The 16,594-nt window shown below is 74.1% G+C and carries 17 protein-coding genes and 1 pseudogene; 11 read left to right on the forward strand and 7 right to left on the reverse strand.

The features are described from left to right. Positions 1-15 precede the first annotated feature (15 nt). Positions 16-1,002: a ferric reductase-like transmembrane domain-containing protein gene (locus CP969_RS30385; protein WP_004981374.1), complete on the forward strand. Its 987-nt coding sequence runs from the start codon at positions 16-18 to the stop codon at positions 1,000-1,002. 131 nt (positions 1,003-1,133) lie between these two features. Here CP969_RS30385 and CP969_RS30390 read toward each other — a convergent pair whose 3' ends face one another. The 3 genes and pseudogenes from CP969_RS30390 to CP969_RS30395 form a co-directional block, all read right to left on the reverse strand. Further along, the gene (locus CP969_RS30390) at positions 1,134-1,415 is read right to left on the reverse strand and encodes a hypothetical protein (protein WP_039830821.1); all 282 of its coding nucleotides are present in this window, start codon (positions 1,413-1,415) and stop codon (positions 1,134-1,136) included. An 84-nt stretch (positions 1,416-1,499) separates the two neighbouring features. Further along, complete coding sequence (locus CP969_RS34320; protein WP_263407162.1) at positions 1,500-1,625, reverse strand: RING finger protein; 126 nt, start codon at positions 1,623-1,625, stop codon at positions 1,500-1,502. A 148-nt stretch (positions 1,626-1,773) separates the two neighbouring features. Further along, positions 1,774-1,956, reverse strand: a pseudogene (locus tag CP969_RS30395) (NAD-binding protein); the annotation flags it as partial. A 255-nt stretch (positions 1,957-2,211) separates the two neighbouring features. Between CP969_RS30395 and murJ the strand changes: the two are divergent. The 3 genes from murJ (at position 2,212) to CP969_RS30410 (ending at position 5,414) form a co-directional block, all read left to right on the forward strand. Continuing rightward, entirely contained in the window at positions 2,212-3,894 is a 1,683-nt protein-coding gene (murJ, locus tag CP969_RS30400) for a murein biosynthesis integral membrane protein MurJ (RefSeq protein WP_026084759.1), read from the forward strand. Positions 3,895-4,227: 333 nt separating this feature from the next. After that, positions 4,228-5,142 carry a HipA family kinase gene (locus CP969_RS30405; protein ID WP_016823965.1) on the forward strand — a complete coding sequence of 305 codons (915 nt, stop codon included), beginning with the start codon at positions 4,228-4,230 and terminating at the stop codon, positions 5,140-5,142. Further along, the gene (locus CP969_RS30410) at positions 5,139-5,414 is read left to right on the forward strand and encodes an Rdx family protein (protein WP_016823964.1); all 276 of its coding nucleotides are present in this window, start codon (positions 5,139-5,141) and stop codon (positions 5,412-5,414) included. Before CP969_RS30405 ends, CP969_RS30410 begins: the two co-directional genes overlap by 4 nt. A gap of 12 nt (positions 5,415-5,426) precedes the next feature. Here CP969_RS30410 and aceB read toward each other — a convergent pair whose 3' ends face one another. Both aceB and CP969_RS30420 read right to left on the reverse strand, forming a co-directional pair. Next, positions 5,427-7,052, reverse strand: a complete 1,626-nt coding sequence (aceB, locus tag CP969_RS30415; protein WP_016823963.1) for a malate synthase A — start codon at positions 7,050-7,052, stop codon at positions 5,427-5,429. Positions 7,053-7,258: 206 nt separating this feature from the next. Then, positions 7,259-7,873, reverse strand: a complete 615-nt coding sequence (locus CP969_RS30420) for a nucleotidyltransferase family protein (RefSeq protein ID WP_016823962.1) — start codon at positions 7,871-7,873, stop codon at positions 7,259-7,261. Positions 7,874-8,077: 204 nt separating this feature from the next. Between CP969_RS30420 and CP969_RS30425 the strand changes: the two genes are divergently transcribed. Next, a complete protein-coding gene (locus CP969_RS30425; protein ID WP_039830671.1) occupies positions 8,078-8,392 on the forward strand; it encodes a DUF5955 family protein in 315 nt (104 codons plus the stop codon). A 103-nt stretch (positions 8,393-8,495) separates the two neighbouring features. Here CP969_RS30425 and CP969_RS30430 read toward each other — a convergent pair whose 3' ends face one another. After that, complete coding sequence (locus CP969_RS30430; RefSeq protein ID WP_004981355.1) at positions 8,496-9,290, reverse strand: IclR family transcriptional regulator; 795 nt, start codon at positions 9,288-9,290, stop codon at positions 8,496-8,498. A gap of 261 nt (positions 9,291-9,551) precedes the next feature. Here CP969_RS30430 and allB point away from each other — a divergent pair, with 261 nt between their 5' ends. Together allB and alc are read left to right on the forward strand one after the other, a co-directional pair. Beyond that, a complete protein-coding gene (gene allB, locus CP969_RS30435) occupies positions 9,552-10,892 on the forward strand; it encodes an allantoinase AllB (protein WP_016823960.1) in 1,341 nt (446 codons plus the stop codon). Positions 10,893-10,917: 25 nt separating this feature from the next. Continuing rightward, positions 10,918-12,057 carry an allantoicase gene (gene alc / locus CP969_RS30440; RefSeq protein WP_016823959.1) on the forward strand — a complete coding sequence of 380 codons (1,140 nt, stop codon included), beginning with the start codon at positions 10,918-10,920 and terminating at the stop codon, positions 12,055-12,057. 70 nt (positions 12,058-12,127) lie between these two features. Here alc and CP969_RS30445 read toward each other — a convergent pair whose 3' ends face one another. Next, positions 12,128-12,910: an SDR family NAD(P)-dependent oxidoreductase gene (locus tag CP969_RS30445; protein ID WP_026084757.1), complete on the reverse strand. Its 783-nt coding sequence runs from the start codon at positions 12,908-12,910 to the stop codon at positions 12,128-12,130. A 141-nt stretch (positions 12,911-13,051) separates the two neighbouring features. On the opposite strand from CP969_RS30445, the gene CP969_RS30450 reads away from it, so the two are divergent. The 4 genes from CP969_RS30450 (at position 13,052) to CP969_RS30465 (ending at position 16,590) form a co-directional block, all read left to right on the forward strand. After that, entirely contained in the window at positions 13,052-13,678 is a 627-nt protein-coding gene (locus CP969_RS30450) for a dihydrofolate reductase family protein (RefSeq protein ID WP_016823957.1), read from the forward strand. 339 nt (positions 13,679-14,017) lie between these two features. Continuing rightward, positions 14,018-15,304, forward strand: a complete 1,287-nt coding sequence (locus CP969_RS30455; RefSeq protein ID WP_016823956.1) for a sensor histidine kinase — start codon at positions 14,018-14,020, stop codon at positions 15,302-15,304. Between the two features lie 93 nt (positions 15,305-15,397). Next, entirely contained in the window at positions 15,398-16,072 is a 675-nt protein-coding gene (locus CP969_RS30460) for a response regulator (protein WP_026084756.1), read from the forward strand. Between the two features lie 89 nt (positions 16,073-16,161). Then, on the forward strand, positions 16,162-16,590 hold the full coding sequence (locus CP969_RS30465) for a PaaI family thioesterase (RefSeq protein WP_016823954.1): 429 nt from the start codon (positions 16,162-16,164) through the stop codon (positions 16,588-16,590). The last annotated feature ends 4 nt before the right edge of the window (positions 16,591-16,594 follow it).

Genomic DNA, 16,594 nt, shown 5'->3' on the forward strand with positions numbered 1-16,594 from the left:
CCGGGAGGCCACGGCATGCTTCCAGACGCGACGCCGGACGCGGACGGCACGACCGCCCCGCCCACACGCGAGCGGAGCCCCGTCGAACGCGTCACCCTGCGCGCCGACCTGCGGGCCGCGCTGCCCGACGCGACCGCGGCCGTCGTCCTCACGGCGGCCGTGTTCGTGTTCTTCTGGGCGCGCATGGAGTCGGGTGACTCGGCGACGGTCGCGGTCATGCCGTTCATGGACGACGCCGGCAGGTACTGGATGTACCTGCTCAGCCAGGCGTTCGGCTGGTCGGGGCTGCTGTGGGCCTGGGGCACGGTCATGCTCGGGCTGCTGCTGTCGGGGCCGCGCCCGAGCCGGCTGCCGGTCTCCCGGCACGTACTGGAGCGCTGGCACCGCACCACCAGTCTGACCACGATGGCGCTGATGTTCGCGCACGCGCTGATGTTCGCGGCCGAACTGGTCCGCTACGAGGCACAGTTGGCGTGGGCCGAGCGGCTGTGGGCCGGGTTCGCGGACACCTTCGTGCCCGGCTGGTACGACTCCGGGACCGGCCGGATCGCCATCCCGATCGGCCAGGGCGCCCTGTACCTGGCGATTCCCCTGGGGCTGCTGTTCTACGTCCGGCACCGCATCGGCGCGAACGCCTGGCGCCGGCTGCACCGCTTCGTGATCGTCGTGTACGTGTTGAGCGTGTGGCACACCCTGCTGTACGGCACCAACGTCTGGTACGGCGAGTGGCCGCGCACCGTGCTGTGGCTGCTGCAACTGCCGGTCGCCGTCCTGCTGCTGCTCCGGCTGCTGCGGCCGGCCCGCCGGGCGGAGCGGCTGGGCGCGCCGGGCCGGCGCGAGGGCGGGTCCCTGCCGGGCTGGGTCCTGCGGGCCGCGGGCCGGGTCGCCGCCGCGGCCGTGGTGGTCGGTCTCCTCGCCGTGGTGGCGTCCGGCCACGACGGCGGCCGCGACCGCCCCGCCGAGCCGCCCGCGAGCAGCCCGCACGCTCCCGAGTCGGGGTGAACCGCCCCGGCCGGGCCGGGACTTCCGGATCGCACCCCCGCCCGGCGGGCGACCGGGTCCGGCACTCCCGGCGCTCCCGGCGCACCGGTGGACGGCGACGGGCCCACCGGCCTCGTGGCCGCCTTCCGCGGTCACTCCTCGTCGGGGCGAACGACTTCGGGTAACGGATCCGTGACGGTCCCTGCCCGACGGGCCTCCTCCTCCGCTTCGGCCGCGTCGGCCCACCGGACTCCGTACCGCACGCACCAGACCGCCACCAGCGAACCCAGCATGGCGGGCAGGAACCACATGAGCTTCCACGGGCCGGCGAGCACCGCGGCCACCGCCGCCAGCACGTGCACGAGAAGGGCCAGGAAGTGGACCGCCGCCAGTTCGGCCCTCGTCCGGCCCGCGGCCCTCTGCCGTCTCGCCATCGAAACCGTGTGCTCCCCCCGCCTGTGCACGCGTACCGCGCCGCGCCTCGTGGGCGACCGCGGGCGTGGATCGGTCGCAAGTGATCAGATCACGCGAAGTGATGCCACGGGTGGAAAACATTCCGATCGCCGGCCGAAGGCCCGATGCGGGAGCAGGTTGCGGTGGGCGAGGAACGCCTCGGTCGCCGGGTCGGTGGCGTCGTCGCTCATCTCCCGTCCCTCTCCCGGTCCTTCCCCTCGTCCTTTTCCTCGTCCTTTTCCTCATCCCTTTCCTCGTCCTGCGCGGTCGGCCCCGACGGCCGACCGCGTCCGCGTGCGTCCACCGCAAGATCCTCGCAGCGCGCACCGGTCAGGCGGCCCGGTAGGCGACGACCGCGTCGTCGGACCCGCCCACCAACTGGTGCAGGCGCACCCGGTGGACGAAGTCCGGGCGCGGGTTGATCAGCGTCACGGTCACGTCGTCGCGCGGCCTCAGCCGGTTCGCGGCCATCACGCCCGCGTATCCGCCACCGATCACGACCACATGCGTGTTCCCGGTCATCACGCCTCCTCCGTTTCCAGGGGTTCGGCCTCAAGACACCGCGCCCTCGGCCCCTGTGACGGAATGTGAGCCGGATCACTTGACCGGAGCTCGGCCGGAACTCGGCCGGAGCTGTGACCGCATGGGTGCGCCACGAGGCGCGGGCCGGGGCGAAGCCCGACTCCGCCGTGCGCTCCTTCGGCCGGCTGAAAGCGAAGTCCCTTGATGGCGTGAGCGGATGGCGGCCGTGGAACCCTGAGGGCGTAGGTTGACGGCATGGTGGAGGGGGCGGACTCCGCGGCGCGGACCGTGCCGCAGGAGCAGCGGACAAGAGGGCGGCGCGCCGTCCGGCGGAGGAAGGGCAAGGGCGGGGTGGCCCGTTCGTCCTTGCTGATGGCCGTGGGCACGGTGATCTCCCGGGCGACGGGGCTGATCCGTCAGGTGCTGCAGGCCGCGGCGCTGGGCACGGGCTTGCTGGCCAGTACGTACAACACGGCGAACACGGTGCCGACGAGCCTGTACACACTGCTGATCGGCGGCGCGCTCAACGCCGTGCTGGTACCGCAGTTGGTGCGGGCCAGGACGACGCAGCCCGATGGCGGGCGCGCCTACGAACAGCGTCTGGTCACGCTCGTGGTGTGCGTGCTGGGCGCGGGGACGGCACTGGCGGTGTGGGCAGCGCCGCAGATCGTGGGCCTGTACATGCGGGACACCCCGGACAGCCACGAGGCGTTCGAACTGACGGTGACGTTCGCGCGGTTCCTGCTGCCCCAGATCTTCTTCTACGGGCTGTTCGGCATGTACGGGCAGGTGCTGAACGCACGCGAGAAGTTCGGCGCGATGATGTGGACCCCGGTTCTGAACAATGTCGTGCTGGTCGGCATGTTCGCCGTCTACCTGGGGCTGATGACGGTGCCCGACCGGGTGGAGGACATCACCGCCGACCAGGTGCGGTTGCTGGGGGTCGGGACGACGGCGGGCATCGCCGTGCAGGCTCTGGCGCTGATCCCGTTCGCGCGGGCGGCCGGCTTCCGGTTCCGGCCGCGGTTCGACTGGCGGGGCACCGGTCTGGGCAAGAGCGTCCACGCGGCGAAGTGGACGCTGCTGTTCGTGCTGGCCAACCAGGTCGCCCTGACGGTGGTCACGAACTACGCCAACGCCGCCGACCAGGAACTGCCACAGGCCGGCGCGGGCTACTCGGCCTACACCTACGCGCAGACCATCTGGATGCTCCCGCAGTCGATCGTGACGGTGTCCCTGGTGACGGCGCTGCTGCCGCGCATGAGCCGGGCCGTCGCCGAGGGGCGCATACCGGACCTGCGCGCGGACCTGGCCCGGGCGCTGCGGATCAGCGGTGTGGTCATCGTGCCCGCCGCCTTCCTCTTCCTCGCCCTGGGGCCCCACATCTCGTCGTTGCTGTTCGCCCACGGGGCGGCCGACGCCGCCTCGGCCCGTCCCCTGGGGTACATGCTGCAGGCCTTCGGTCTCGGGCTCGTCCCGTTCTCCGCCCAGTACCTGCTGCTGCGCGGCTTCTACGCCTTCGAGGACACCCGTACCCCGTTCCTCATGGCGGCCTGGATCGCGGGGGTGAACATCGTCCTGGCCACCGCCTGCCATCTGCTGCTGCCCGCCCGCTGGGCGGTGGTCGGCATGGCCGGGGCCTACACCCTCTCCTACCTGGCCGGTCTCGTGCTCACCGCGTACGTGCTGCGCGGAAGGCTCGGGGGCCGCATCGACGACGGGGGCCTGCGCCGCACCTACGGGAAGCTGTTCTGCGCCGCGGGGCCCGCCGCGGCACTGGGCTGGGCCGTAGCGCGTGCGTGCGCCGGACCGGGAAGCGGAACGTGGTCCACCGCCGTGGCGCTGACTGCCGGGGTGCTCACGACCCTCCTGGGGTACCTCCTTCTCGCCCGGCTGATGAGGGTCGACGAGCTGCGTCGCCTGCCGGGGGTGCGGTGAGGCCGGACCCGGCGTCCGGGCGCCGCGAGGACGCCGGCAGGACGGCTCGGGCATCCCCCCTCGGTCGTCACGCTCGGTTACTATGCTCTTTTCATGCCGGAGGCCGGAAGCAAGGGGCGTATCGTCTGGACGACGGGCCGCCGAGAAGACCGAGAAGACCGAGAAGACCGAGAAGACGGGGACACGGGGGCACGGGGAGACGGGCACGCCGGCCGGAACTCCCGGACGCTCCCCGGGGCCGATCCGGGACGTTTCCGGGTCGCACCGCGGCGGAGCCGGTCGTCGGAGCCGGTCGAAGGAAGGTAGGGCAAGCGACTTGTGGGGCCTGGGACGATGCTGAGAGAGGTCACCGCGACCCGCTACCTCACACCCCTGCGGTCCGGCGGGTCCGTGCCCGGGGTGTTCGAGGCCGACGACCTGGGCACCTACGTGGTGAAGTTCACCGGCTCCGCGCAGGGCCGCAAGGCGCTGGTCGCCGAGGTGATCGTCGGCGAGCTGGCCCGCGCCCTGGGCCTGCGCTTCCCCGAACTGGTCCTGGTGCACTTCGACCCGGCGGTCGCCGAGAGCGAGCCGCACCAGGAGGTACGGGAGCTGCACGCCTCCAGCGCCGGGATCAACCTCGGCATGGACTACCTGCCGGGTGCCCGCGACCTCATCCCCGAGGTCGCGCAGGTCTTCCCCGTCGATCCGCTGGAGGCGGGGCGGATCGTCTGGCTCGACGCGCTGACCGTGAACGTGGACCGGACCGTCCACAGCTCCAACCTGATGGTCTGGCCGACCCTGGGCGTCGCGCCCCCGCGCCTGTGGCTCATCGACCACGGGGCCGCGCTCCTCTTCCACCACCGCTGGGACGGCACCGATCCGCACAAGGCGTACGACTTCCGCCACCACGCCCTCGGCGGGTACGGCCCCGACGTCCGCGCCGCCGACGCCGAACTCGCCCCCCGGGTGACCGAGGAGCTGCTGCGGGCGGTCACCGCGGAGGTGCCCGACGCCTGGCTGGCCGAGGAGCCGGGCTTCGCCACGCCCGACGAGGCCCGGGAGGCGTACGTGAGGTACCTCCACGCGCGCGTGCGGGCCTCCGGGGACTGGCTGCCCACCGACTTCCCCAGCGCCGAGGAGCTCGCCGAGGAGAACGCCCGGCGCGCGGCGCGGACCCAGCGGGGCCGCCCGGACTGGCTCAAGCGTGTCCCGGACCTGCACGGCAAGCCCGCAGCGGAACAGGATTGGTCGGTGCACCTGGGATGACGGACGTACGGCGGGTGGAGATCGAGTACTGCACCCAGTGCCGCTGGCTGCCCCGGGCGGCCTGGCTGGCGCAGGAGCTGCTGACGACCTTCGAGGCGGAACTGACGGAACTGGCGCTGCGGCCCGGCACGGGCGGTGTCTTCGTCGTCCGGGTCGGCGACGAGGTCGTGTGGGACCGGCGCGAGCAGGGCTTCCCGGAGCCGACGGCCGTGAAGCGGGCCGTACGCGACCGAGTGGCCCCGGGGAAGTCCCTGGGCCACTCGGAGAAGTAGCGGGGCCGGGCCTCAGCCCTTGAGCTGCTCGTACGCCGGCAGGGTGAGGAAGTCGGCGTAGTCCTCGTCGAGGGCGACCTTCAGCAGCAGGTCGTGCGCCTGCTGCCAGGTGCCGGCCGCGAACGCCTCGTCGCCGATCTCGGCGCGGATGCCCGCCAGCTCCTCGGCGGCGATCGTGCGGACCAGGTCGGCGGTGACCCGCTCGCCGTTGTCGAGGACGACCCCGGCGTTGATCCACTGCCAGATCTGGGAGCGGGAGATCTCGGCGGTGGCCGCGTCCTCCATCAGGTTGAAGATGGCCACCGCGCCGAGCCCGCGCAGCCAGGCCTCGATGTAGCGGATGCCGACCTGGACGGCGTTGACCAGGCCCGCGTACGTCGGCCTGGCGTCGAGGGAGTCGACGGCGAGGAGGTCCTCCGCCTTGACGTCGACGTCCTCGCGCAGCCGGTCCTTCTGGTGGGGCCTGTCGCCGAGCACCCGGTCGAAGGACTCCATGGCGATCGGGACCAGGTCCGGGTGGGCCACCCAGGAGCCGTCGAAGCCGTCGTTCGCCTCGCGGTCCTTGTCGGCGCGGACCTTCTCGAAGGCCGTCCGGTTGACCTCCGGGTCCCGGCGGGAGGGGATGAACGCCGCCATGCCGCCGATCGCGTGCGCGCCGCGCTTGTGGCAGGTGCGCACCAGGAGTTCGGTGTACGCGCGCATGAACGGGGCCGTCATGGTGACCGCGTTGCGGTCGGGGAGGACGAACTTCGCCCCGCCGTCGCGGAAGTTCTTGACGATGGAGAACAGGTAGTCCCAGCGGCCGGCATTCAACCCGGAAGCGTGGTCGCGCAGTTCGTAGAGGATCTCCTCCATCTCGTACGCGGCCGTGATCGTCTCGATGAGGACGGTGGCGCGGACGGTGCCCCGGGGGATGCCCAGGTAGTCCTGCGCGAGGACGAACACCTCGTTCCAGAGGCGGGCCTCCAGGTGGGACTCGATCTTGGGGAGGTAGAAGTACGGGCCCTCGCCGAGGTCCAGCAGCCGCTTGGCGTTGTGGAAGAAGTACAGGCCGAAGTCGACCAGCGCGCCGGGCACCGGGGTGCCGTCCGGGTCGGTGAGGTGACGCTCGTCCAGGTGCCAGCCGCGCGGGCGCACGACGACCGTCGCCAGCTCCTCGGCCGGGCGCAGGGCGTAGGACTTGCCGGTCCCCGGATCGGTGAAGTCGATGTTCCGCGTGTGGGCGTCGATCAGGTTCAGCTGGCCGAGGACCACGTTCTCCCAGGTGGGCGCCGAGGCGTCCTCGAAGTCCGCGAGCCAGACCTTCGCGCCCGAGTTGAGGGCGTTGACGGTCATCCTGCGGTCGGTGGGGCCGGTGATCTCGACGCGGCGGTCGTTCAGGGCGTCGGGGGCCGGGGCCACCCGCCAGGAGTCGTCCGCGCGGACGGCGGCGGTCTCCGGGAGGAAGTCGAGGGTGCCGGTGCGGGCGATCTCGGCGCGGCGCTCCGCGCGGCGGGCCAGGAGCTCGTCACGCCGGGGGGTGAACCGGCGGTGCAGTTCGGCCACGAAGGCGAGTGCCGTGTCGGTGAGGACCTCGTCCTGCCGGGGCAGGGGCTCGGCGTCGACGATGGCCAGCGGGGACGGCGCTGGTGCGGACATCAGCTGTCACTTCCTTGGGCGTACGCGGCACCGGGTGCCGGCGGGTCCGGGACGGCGGTGGGCGCCCGACCGAGGGCCGGGCGTTTCTAACTGGTGGATAGTAGTTTCCTCATGGTGGAAGTTCAATGTTCTGTTGACGTCGGGGCGCTCCGGGGGGCGGGTGGGGTGGCGCTCGGTGCCGCCCCACCCGCGCGCTACCGGCCCGCTCACTCGAGGTGCGTCAGATCCGCCTCGGTGTCGATGTCGTACGCCTCGGCCACGTCCCCGCACTCGACGAGCGCGACGCGCTCCGCGTGCTCCCTCAGATAGGCGCGTGCCCCCCGGTCGCCGGTGGCAGTCGCGGCGATGCCGGCCCAGTGCGCGGAGCCGAACAGGACGGGGTGGCCGCGCACGCCGTCGTAGGCGGCCGCGGCGAGCGATTCCGGGGAGGTGTACGCGCCGAGGACCCGGGCGACGGCCCGTGCCCCGATGCCGGGCTGGTCGACCAGCGAGACCAGCGCGGCGCGCGCGCCGGTCCCGGACAGCGAGTCCAGTCCGGCCCGCAGGGAGGTGCCCATGCCCCGCTCCCACTCCGGGTTGTCGACGAGCACGCAGTCCGGCAGTGCGGCGCGGGCGCGCACCTCGTCCGCCCGCGCGCCGAGGACCACGTGCACACGGGCGCAGCCGCCCGCGCGCAGCGCCCGCACCGCGTGCTCCACGAGGGGTCGCCCCCGGTGGACGAGCAGCGCCTTCGGCCGTCCGCCCAGGCGCCGCCCGCCGCCCGCGGCCAGCAGCAGTCCCGCCACCGCCGGGGCGTCCCGGCCGGGATGGTGTGTCGTCATGCGTCCTGCATACCGCACCGGTCGGCGGGTGTCGGGGCGCCGTGCGGGACGAGCGCCCCGGGCCATGGCGTCACGCTCCGGAGCAAGTCGATGACGCAGCGGACTGGCGCGAGGGTGCCGGGGTGGCGTTTACTGGCCCGCACCGACCGGCGGGGGTGCTGGGCCGGGCGGGCAGGCGCACAACGACGTGCCAGGGGGTGGGCTGTGGTGCGGAGCGTGGAACAGAGGCGGACGCCCGGCGGTCGGGTGGACCCGCGGGTGGCGGAGCTGCGCTCCGCCGTCTCCCGGCTGCGTCGGCAACTCGCCGCGCACCCGGCGGAGTTCCCGGACCGGAGCATCGCGGAGGAGGAGCTGGCCGTGCTGGACTCCCTGGCCGCCGGCGGCAGCCCCGAGGTTCCCCGGCTGCGCCGCTCGCTGCTGCTGGTCGCGGGGGCGATCGGCTCGGTGAGCGCGCTGGGGCGGGGCGTGCGGGAGGTGCGGGACGCGGTGGAGCTGTTCGGGGAGCCACCGCGGGGCTGACGCACGGTCGCGCGGGTGCCCGGGGCGGCGGGGCTCCGGGGTGCCCGGGAGCACCCGGCCGGGGCGGGCCCCGGCTCACCGGAGCCGGGGGCCGCCCCGGCGGTCAGGCGCCCGACGCGGTGAGCGCTTCGGAGAGTTCCGCCGCGACCTGCTGGAGCACCGGCACGATCTTCTCGGTCGCCGCCTCCGTGACCCGCCCCGCGGGACCGGAGATGGAGATCGCCGCCGCCGTGGGGGAGTCCGGCACGGGCACCGCGAGGCAGCGGACGCCGATCTCCTGCTCGTTGTCGTCGACGGCGTAACCCAGGCGGCGCACGTCCTCCAGCGCCGCGAGGAAGTCCTCCGGGGCGGTGATGGTCCTCTCCGTCGCGGCGGGCATGCCGGTGCGGGCCAGCAGCGCCCGGACCTCCTCCGGCGGGAAGCCGGCCAGCAGGGCCTTGCCCACGCCGGTGGAGTGCGGCAGGACGCGCCGGCCGACCTCGGTGAACATCCGCATCGAGTGCTTGGACGGCACCTGCGCCACGTAGACGACCTCGTCCCCGTCGAGCAGCGCCATGTTCGCCGTCTCGCCGGTCTCCTCCACCAGACGGGCCAGGTGCGGGCGCGCCCAGGTGCCCAGCAGCCGGGAGGCGGACTCGCCGAGCCGGATCAGGCGCGGACCGAGCGCGTACCGGCGATTGGCCTGCTGCCGCACGTAACCGCAGGCCACGAGGGTGCGCATCAGGCGGTGGATGGTCGGCAGGGGCAGGCCGCTGCTCGCGGACAGCTCGCTCAGGCCGACCTCGCCGCCCGCGTCCGCCATCCGTTCGAGCAGATCGAAGGCGCGCTCGAGGGACTGCACGCCGCCACTGGCGGTGGACCGGGCGGAGTCGGTGGTGCTGGCGCTGGACGTCGGCACGGCGCGTTCCTTTCGGGGCTGGCGAGAAGGTCAGAAGCCTACCCGGCGGCCGGTCGACCGCCCGCTGGCACACGATTGCGTTCTGCCTTCCAAAACATTGTTTCCGCTTCGTGGAATCAACCAAGGCGTGGTCGGTGGTGCGGCCGTGCGGGGACGGACCCTTGACGGGGTGGGGGCGGGAGTGAAGACTCCTTCAACAGAACGTTGAACACCGCAGGTGGATGTCGAGGCCGGACCGGACGGAAGACCAGGAGGAACCGGGTGTCCGACGCCGAACTGGTACTGCGCTCGACCCGTGTCATCACCCCCGGGGGAACACGCGCCGCGTCCGTCGCGGTCGCCGACGGCACGATCACGGCCGTCCTGCCGTACGACGCGCCCGTCCCCGGAGCCGCCCGCCTGACGGATCTCGGCGACGACGTCCTGCTGCCGGGCCTGGTCGACACCCACGTCCACGTCAACGACCCCGGCCGCACGGAGTGGGAGGGCTTTCGGACCGCCACGCGCGCCGCGGCGGCCGGCGGCATCACCACGCTCGTCGACATGCCGCTCAACTCCCTCCCCCCGACCACCACGGTCGACCACCTGCGCACCAAGCGGCGGGCCGCCGCCGCCGAGGCGCACATCGACGTCGGCTTCTGGGGCGGCGTCCTGCCGGACAACGTCGAGGACCTGCACCCGCTGCACGAGGCCGGCGTCTTCGGCTTCAAGGCGTTCCTGTCGCCCTCCGGCGTGGAGGAGTTCCCGCACCTGGGACAGGAGGAACTGGCCCGCTCCCTCGCGGAGATCGCCGCCTTCGACGGGCTGCTGACCGTGCACGCCGAGGACCCGCACCGCCTCGCCGCCGCCCCGCGGGCCGCCGGCCCGAGGTACGCCGACTTCCTCGCCTCCCGCCCGCGCGAGGCCGAGCACACCGCCATCGCCCTCCTCCTCGAACAGGCGGAGCGGCTGGGCGCGCGGGTGCACGTGCTGCACCTCTCCTCCGGTGACGCACTGCCCCTGATCGCCGCGGCCAGGGCGGACGGCGTGCGCGTCACGGTCGAGACCTGCCCCCACTACCTGACCCTCACCGCGGAGGAGGTCCCGGACGGCGCCAGCGCGTTCAAGTGCTGCCCGCCCATCCGCGAGGCCGCCAACCGGGACCTGCTCTGGCAGGCGCTGGCGGACGGCACCGTCGACTGCGTCGTCACCGACCACTCCCCGTCCACCGCCGACCTCAAGACGGACGACTTCGCGACCGCCTGGGGCGGCATCTCCGGCCTCCAGCTGAGCCTGCCGGCCGTCTGGAGCGAGGCCCGCGGGCGCGGCCACGGCCTGGAGGACGTCGTGCGCTGGATGTCGGCGCGCACGGCCGGGCTCGTCGGACTCGACGCGCGCAAGGGCGCCATCGCACCCGGCCGCGACGCCGACTTCGCCGTCCTCGCCCCCGACGAGACCTTCACCGTCGACCCGGCGGCCCTCCAGCACCGCAACCCCGTGACGGCGTACGCGGGCAGGACCCTGTACGGGGTCGTGAAGTCCACCTGGCTGCGCGGCCGGTGCGTCGTCGCCGACGGCGAGTTCACCGAACCGAAGGGCCGGCTGCTCACCCGCCCCCGCTGACCCCGAAAGGCAGGACCGGATCACCGTGACGGCGCAGCACTCCTCCCCGTCGGCGCGCTTCACCGGCGACGCGGACCCCTACGGCGGCGGTGACCCGTACGCCGACTACCGCACCGCCGACTTCCCCTTCACCCACCTCACCGACCTCGCCGACCGCCGGCTCGGCGCCGGTGTCGTCGCCGCCAACGACGAGTTCTTCGCCCCGCGCGAGAACCTGCTGCTGCCGGAGCGCGCCGCGTTCGACCCCGGGCACTTCGGGCACAAGGGCAAGGTCATGGACGGCTGGGAGACCCGGCGCCGGCGCGGCCCCTCCCCCGAGCGCCCCTGGCCGGCCGCCGAGGACCACGACTGGGCGCTGATCCGGCTCGGCGCGCCCGGGGTCGTCCGCGGCATCGTCGTGGACACCGCCCACTTCCGCGGCAACCACCCGCGGGCCGTGTCCGTCGAGGGCGCCTCGGTGCCCGGCTCCCCGGCGCCGGAGGAACTGCTCTCGGACCGGACGCAGTGGACGACCCTGGTCCCGCCCGCACCGGTCGGCGGCCACGCCGCCAACGGCTTCGCCGTGTCGGTCGAGCGGCGCTTCACCCACCTGCGCCTCAACCAGCACCCCGACGGCGGCATCGCCCGCCTGCGGGTGCACGGCGAGGTCGTCCCGGACCCGGCGTGGCTGGCGGCGCTGGGCACCTTCGACGTCGTCGCCCTGGAGAACGGCGGCCGGGTCGAGGAGGTGTCGGACCTCTTCTACTCACCGGCCGTGAACACCATCCGGCCCGACCGCCCCCGCAGGATGGACGACGGCTGGGAGACCCGGCGCCGCCGCGACCGGGGACACGACTGGATCCGCTACCGGCTGACGGCCCAGGCGCGGATCCGCGCCCTGGAGATCGACACGGCGTACCTGAAGGGCAACAGCGCCGGCTGGGCCTCGGTGTCGGTGAAGGACACCGCCGCCGACGGAGCCGGCGGGTGGCGGGAGATCCTGCCCCCCACCCGCCTCCAGCCCGACACCGATCACCGCTTCGTCCTCCCGGAACCGGCGGTCGGCACCCACGCGCGCGTGGACGTCCTCCCCGACGGCGGCATCTCCCGCCTGCGCCTGTTCGGCACCCTGACCGAGCGGGGCGCGACCGCCCTGGCCGCCCGCCACCGGGACCTGGGCGGCTGACCCGGCGGGGACCCTTCGGGGCCGGGGGGACGGCCCGCGCGGAGCACGGCACCTCGGGAGCGCACCGGCCTCACGCCGCGTGCCCGCCGTCCACGGCGAACTCCGCGCCGGTGACGTACGCCGCCCCCGCCAGGTGGACGACGGTGTCCGCCACCTCGTCGGCCGTGCCGAAGCGGCCCAGCGCGGTCATGGCCGCCTGGCCGGGGGCGTGGGGGCCGTCCGCCGGGTTCAGGTCGGTGTCGATCGGACCCGGATGGACGATGTTCGCCGTGATCCCGCGCCCGCCCAGCTCCCGTGCCAGGGCCTTGGTCAGACCCACCAGGGCCGACTTGCTCATCGCGTAGAGCGTCCCGCCGGGACCGGGCACGCGCTGGGTCATGCAGGTGCCGACGGTGACGATGCTCCCCCCTTCCGGCAGATGGGCGGCGGCCGCCTGCGCGGTCACGAAGGCCCCGCGCACGTTCACCGCGAGGACCCGGTCGACGTCGGCGGGGGAGAGGGTCTCCAGCGGGCCGAGCAGACCGACGCCCGCGTTGTTCACCAGGATGTCGAGCCGGCCCAGCGCCCGCACCGCGGCCGTCACCGCCCCGGCGGCCTCCGCCGCGTCCGCCGCGTCCGCGCGCAGGGCCACCGCGCGGCGCCCCAGCGCCTCGACGGCCCGCACCACGCTCGCGGCCGCCTCCTCGTCGTTCACATAGGTCACGGCCACGTCCGCGCCCTCCCGCGCGAGCCGCAGCGCCGTCGCCGCGCCGATCCCGCGGCCGCCGCCGGTCACCAGGGCCACCCTGCCGCGCAGGGTCCCCGGGGAACACGGAGAGGGCGAAGGGCGTGAAGAGTTCGTCGATGAGTTCATGCCCCCATCCCAGCGCCCCGGCCCCCGGGACACCGGCGGCGAACGGACATCGACCCGGCGCACGACCGATGAGTCGCGGACGCCGCCGGGGTCTGCACCGACGACCGCGCATTTCCCGGCCCCCGAAAGACAGGAACCACCATGGGCAAGCTCGTCGTCACCGCCTTCGTCTCCCTCGACGGCGTCCACCAGGCCCCCGGCGGCCCCCAGGAGGACACCCGGGACGGCTTCACGCAGGGCGGCTGGAGCGTCCCGTACGGGGACGAGGACTTCGGCCGCTTCGTCGACGGGGTCTTCTCCCGCGCGGGCGCCTTCCTCCTCGGCCGCCGCACGTACGACATCTTCGCCGCGTACTGGCCGAAGGTGACCGACCCGGCCGACCCGATCGCCGGCAAGCTGAACGGCCTGCCGAAGTACGTCGTCTCCGGCACCCTCACCGACCCCGGGTGGGCCGGCACCACCGTGATCGGCGGCGACCTCGCCAAGGAGGTCACCGACCTCGAGGAGCGCACCGACGGCGAGCTCCAGGTGCACGGCAGCGCCACCCTCGCGCAGTCCCTGTTCGCGCTCGGTCTCGTGGACACCCTCCACCTGCTGACCTTCCCGGTCGTCCTCGGCGCCGGACGCCGCCTGTTCCCGGAGGGTTCGGCACCGACGGCGTTCCGGCACACCGGCGGGGAGGTCACGGCCGCGGGCGTCTCCGTCCAGTCCTACGACCTGGCGGGCCGCCCCGAGTACGGCACGTACGAGCTTCCAAAGAGCCCCTGACGTCGGCCCGCCGAGGGCCGCCGCCCGCACCGGCCTCGCGGCCGTCGGGGAAGCCGATCCGCTGCACGAACCCCACGCGCCCGTCGGAGAACTCGGTGACCGGGCCCGCCGCGCCCTGCGCCACCGCGATGAGACCCAGGAATCCCGGCAACTGCTCCATGCCGCCGACCCTCGCCCCGCGGACCCCCCGTCCGCATCGGCCGCGGGGCGGGACCGGCCCGACGGAAGAACACGATCCGCGCCGTCCGGTGCGCCGAAAGTCTGCGGTGGTGCGCCTTCGGTGGGCGATCCCGTCCCGGCCGCCGCGGCGGCAACGCCCCGTGCGTAGATTCGTCGACCGTGACTGGCGACAAGGCGGCGCAGGCCGTTCCGGTGTTCACGGGGCGCAGATGGTTCTTCCCGTCCGCCCTCCTCCACGCTCTCGACCCCGACACGACCCGTTCCGGGCGCCGGCCCCGGCGCACCGTGCGCGACTGGATCGTCGATTTCTCCTGCTTCCTGCTGGCCGTCCTCACGGGCCTGGCGGCTGCCGCAACGCTGGCCGACGCCTCCTCCGTCCCGGAACCCCTGGTCGCCGTCGACCAGGTGCTCGGCGTGCTGTCCTGTGCCGCGATCTGGCTGCGCCGGCGCCGGCCGCTCGGCCTGGCCGCGGTCATGGTCCCGGTCAGCTTCGTCTCGGAGACGTCCGGCGGCGTCGCCGTGATCGCCCTGTTCACCCTCGCCGTGCACCGCCCCTTCCGTTACGTGGCGTGGGTGGGCGGCGCCCATCTGGTGATCGTTCCGCTCTACTTCTGGTGGCGTCCCGACCCCGAGCTGCCGTACCTCGCCGCGCTCGTCCTCTTCGTGGTGCTGTTCGCCGCGGTCGTCGGCTGGGGCATGTTCGTGCGTTCCAAGCGCCAGCTCATCCTGAGCCTCAGGGACCGGGCCCGGCGCGCCGAGACGGAGGCACGGCTGCGGGCCGAGCAGGCGCAGCGGCTCGCGCGCGAGGCCATCGCCCGGGAGATGCACGACGTGCTCGCGCACCGGCTGACGCTGCTGAGCGTGCACGCGGGCGCCCTGGAGTTCCGGCCCGACGCGCCCCGCGAGGAGATCGCGCGGGCGGCGGGCGTCATCCGGGAGAGCGCGCACGAGGCGCTGCAGGACCTGCGGGAGATCATCGGCGTGCTGCGGGCCGGCGAGTCCGACGACGCGGGCCGGCCGCAGCCGACGCTCACGGCGCTCGACACGCTGGTCGCCGAGTCCCGGCAGGCCGGCATGGAGGTCGCCCTGGAGCAGCGGGTCACCGACCCGGCCGCCGTCCCCGCCTCCGTCGGCCGCACCGCCTACCGGATCGTCCAGGAGGGCCTGACCAACGCCCGCAAGCACGCCCCCGGCACGGAGGTCACCGTGACGGTCGCCGACGACCCGGAGGAGGGTCTCACCGTGACCGTGCGCAACCCCCCGCCCGAGGGGCGCGTACCGCCCGTGCCCGGCGCCGGGCAGGGCCTGATCGGCCTCACCGAACGGGCCACCCTGGCGGGCGGCACCCTGGACCACGGGCCCACGCCCGACGGCGGATTCGAGGTGCGGGCACGACTGCCCCGGGGACGGGCGGGGGCCGGCACCGGGGCCGGGGAGCGGCGGTGAGTCGCGCGCCGGACGCGCCGGCGGGCCACCTCCCCGCGGAGCCCGGCCGCCCGGCGTGTCCATGCCCCGCCCCACCGTGATTACGTACCTCCCATGACTGCGATCAGAGTGCTCCTCGTCGACGACGACCCCCTGGTGCGGGCCGGGCTGTCCTTCATGATGGGCGGCGCCGAGGACATCGAGATCGTCGGCGAGGCCGCCGACGGCGGCGAGGTCGAGGCACTCGTCGACCGCACCCGCCCGGACGTCGTCCTCATGGACATCCGGATGCCGGCGGTGGACGGGCTCGCCGCCACCGAGACGCTGCGCCGGCGCGCGGACGCCCCGCAGGTGGTGGTGCTCACCACCTTCCACGCCGACGAGCAGGTGCTGCGGGCCCTGCGCGCGGGTGCCGCCGGTTTCGTCCTCAAGGACACACCGCCCGCCGAGATCCTCGCCGCGGTGCGCCGGGTCGCGGCCGGTGACCCCGTCCTGTCGCCCGCCGTCACCCGTCAGCTGATGGCGCACGCGGCCGGCACCGCCGCCGACACGCGGCGCGCGCACGCGCGGCAGCGGATCGCCGCCCTGAACGACCGTGAACGCGAGGTCGCCGTCGCGGTCGGCCGGGGCCTGGCCAACGCCGAGATCGCCGCGCGGCTCTTCATGAGCGTGGCCACGGTCAAGACCCACGTCTCCCGGACCCTGGCCAAGCTCGGCCTCAACAACCGCGTGCAGATCGCCCTGCTCGCCCACGACGCCGGGCTCCTGGAGGACACCGAGGGGCGGTAGCGTCGTGCGGGCGCGCCCCCGGCCGCCTCCCGTCGGCCCCCGCGACCCGTCCGCCGCTCGTCCGCCGCCCGAAGGAGCCCCGGCCTCCCATGACCGCACCTCCCGGACTCGACCTCGCCGCGGCCCGGCAGGTCCTGCACGACCAGCCCTTCAGCCGGCTGCTCGGCGCCCGCCTCACCGCCTTCGGGGACGGCGCGGCCACCCTGGAGATCGACATCCGCGAGGAACTCCACCAGCAGAACGGCTTCCTGCACGGCGGCGTCCTCTCCTACGCGGCCGACAACGCCCTCACCTTCGCCGCCGGCGCCGCGCTCGGCCCGCACGTGCTCACCGGCGGCTTCTCCGTCCAGTACCTCCGTCCGGCCGCGGGCCGGACGCTGCGCGCCCGCGCGGAGGTGGTGCACGCCGGGCGGCGCCGGGCGGTCGTCCGCTGCGACCTGCTCACCCTCGCCGAGGACGGCACGGAGACACTGTGCGCGGTCGCCCAGGGGACGGTCCTGCCGGTCCGGACGCCCTGACCCC

It is taken from the genome of Streptomyces viridosporus T7A (assembly GCF_008704515.1).
Lineage (GTDB): Bacteria > Actinomycetota > Actinomycetes > Streptomycetales > Streptomycetaceae > Streptomyces > Streptomyces viridosporus.

Coding starts and splice junctions, on each gene's coding strand:
- CP969_RS30460 (WP_026084756.1), top strand. CDS start 15,398: ATGACTGCGATCAGAGTGCTCCTCGTCGACGACGACCCCCTGGTGCGG.
- CP969_RS30405 (WP_016823965.1), top strand. CDS start 4,228: ATGCTGAGAGAGGTCACCGCGACCCGCTACCTCACACCCCTGCGGTCC.
- CP969_RS30450 (WP_016823957.1), top strand. CDS start 13,052: ATGGGCAAGCTCGTCGTCACCGCCTTCGTCTCCCTCGACGGCGTCCAC.
- aceB (WP_016823963.1), bottom strand. CDS start 7,052: ATGTCCGCACCAGCGCCGTCCCCGCTGGCCATCGTCGACGCCGAGCCC.
- CP969_RS30410 (WP_016823964.1), top strand. CDS start 5,139: ATGACGGACGTACGGCGGGTGGAGATCGAGTACTGCACCCAGTGCCGC.
- CP969_RS30445 (WP_026084757.1), bottom strand. CDS start 12,910: ATGAACTCATCGACGAACTCTTCACGCCCTTCGCCCTCTCCGTGTTCC.
- CP969_RS30465 (WP_016823954.1), top strand. CDS start 16,162: ATGACCGCACCTCCCGGACTCGACCTCGCCGCGGCCCGGCAGGTCCTG.
- CP969_RS34320 (WP_263407162.1), bottom strand. CDS start 1,625: ATGAGCGACGACGCCACCGACCCGGCGACCGAGGCGTTCCTCGCCCAC.
- CP969_RS30390 (WP_039830821.1), bottom strand. CDS start 1,415: ATGGCGAGACGGCAGAGGGCCGCGGGCCGGACGAGGGCCGAACTGGCG.
- murJ (WP_026084759.1), top strand. CDS start 2,212: ATGGTGGAGGGGGCGGACTCCGCGGCGCGGACCGTGCCGCAGGAGCAG.
- CP969_RS30385 (WP_004981374.1), top strand. CDS start 16: ATGCTTCCAGACGCGACGCCGGACGCGGACGGCACGACCGCCCCGCCC.
- CP969_RS30420 (WP_016823962.1), bottom strand. CDS start 7,873: ATGACGACACACCATCCCGGCCGGGACGCCCCGGCGGTGGCGGGACTG.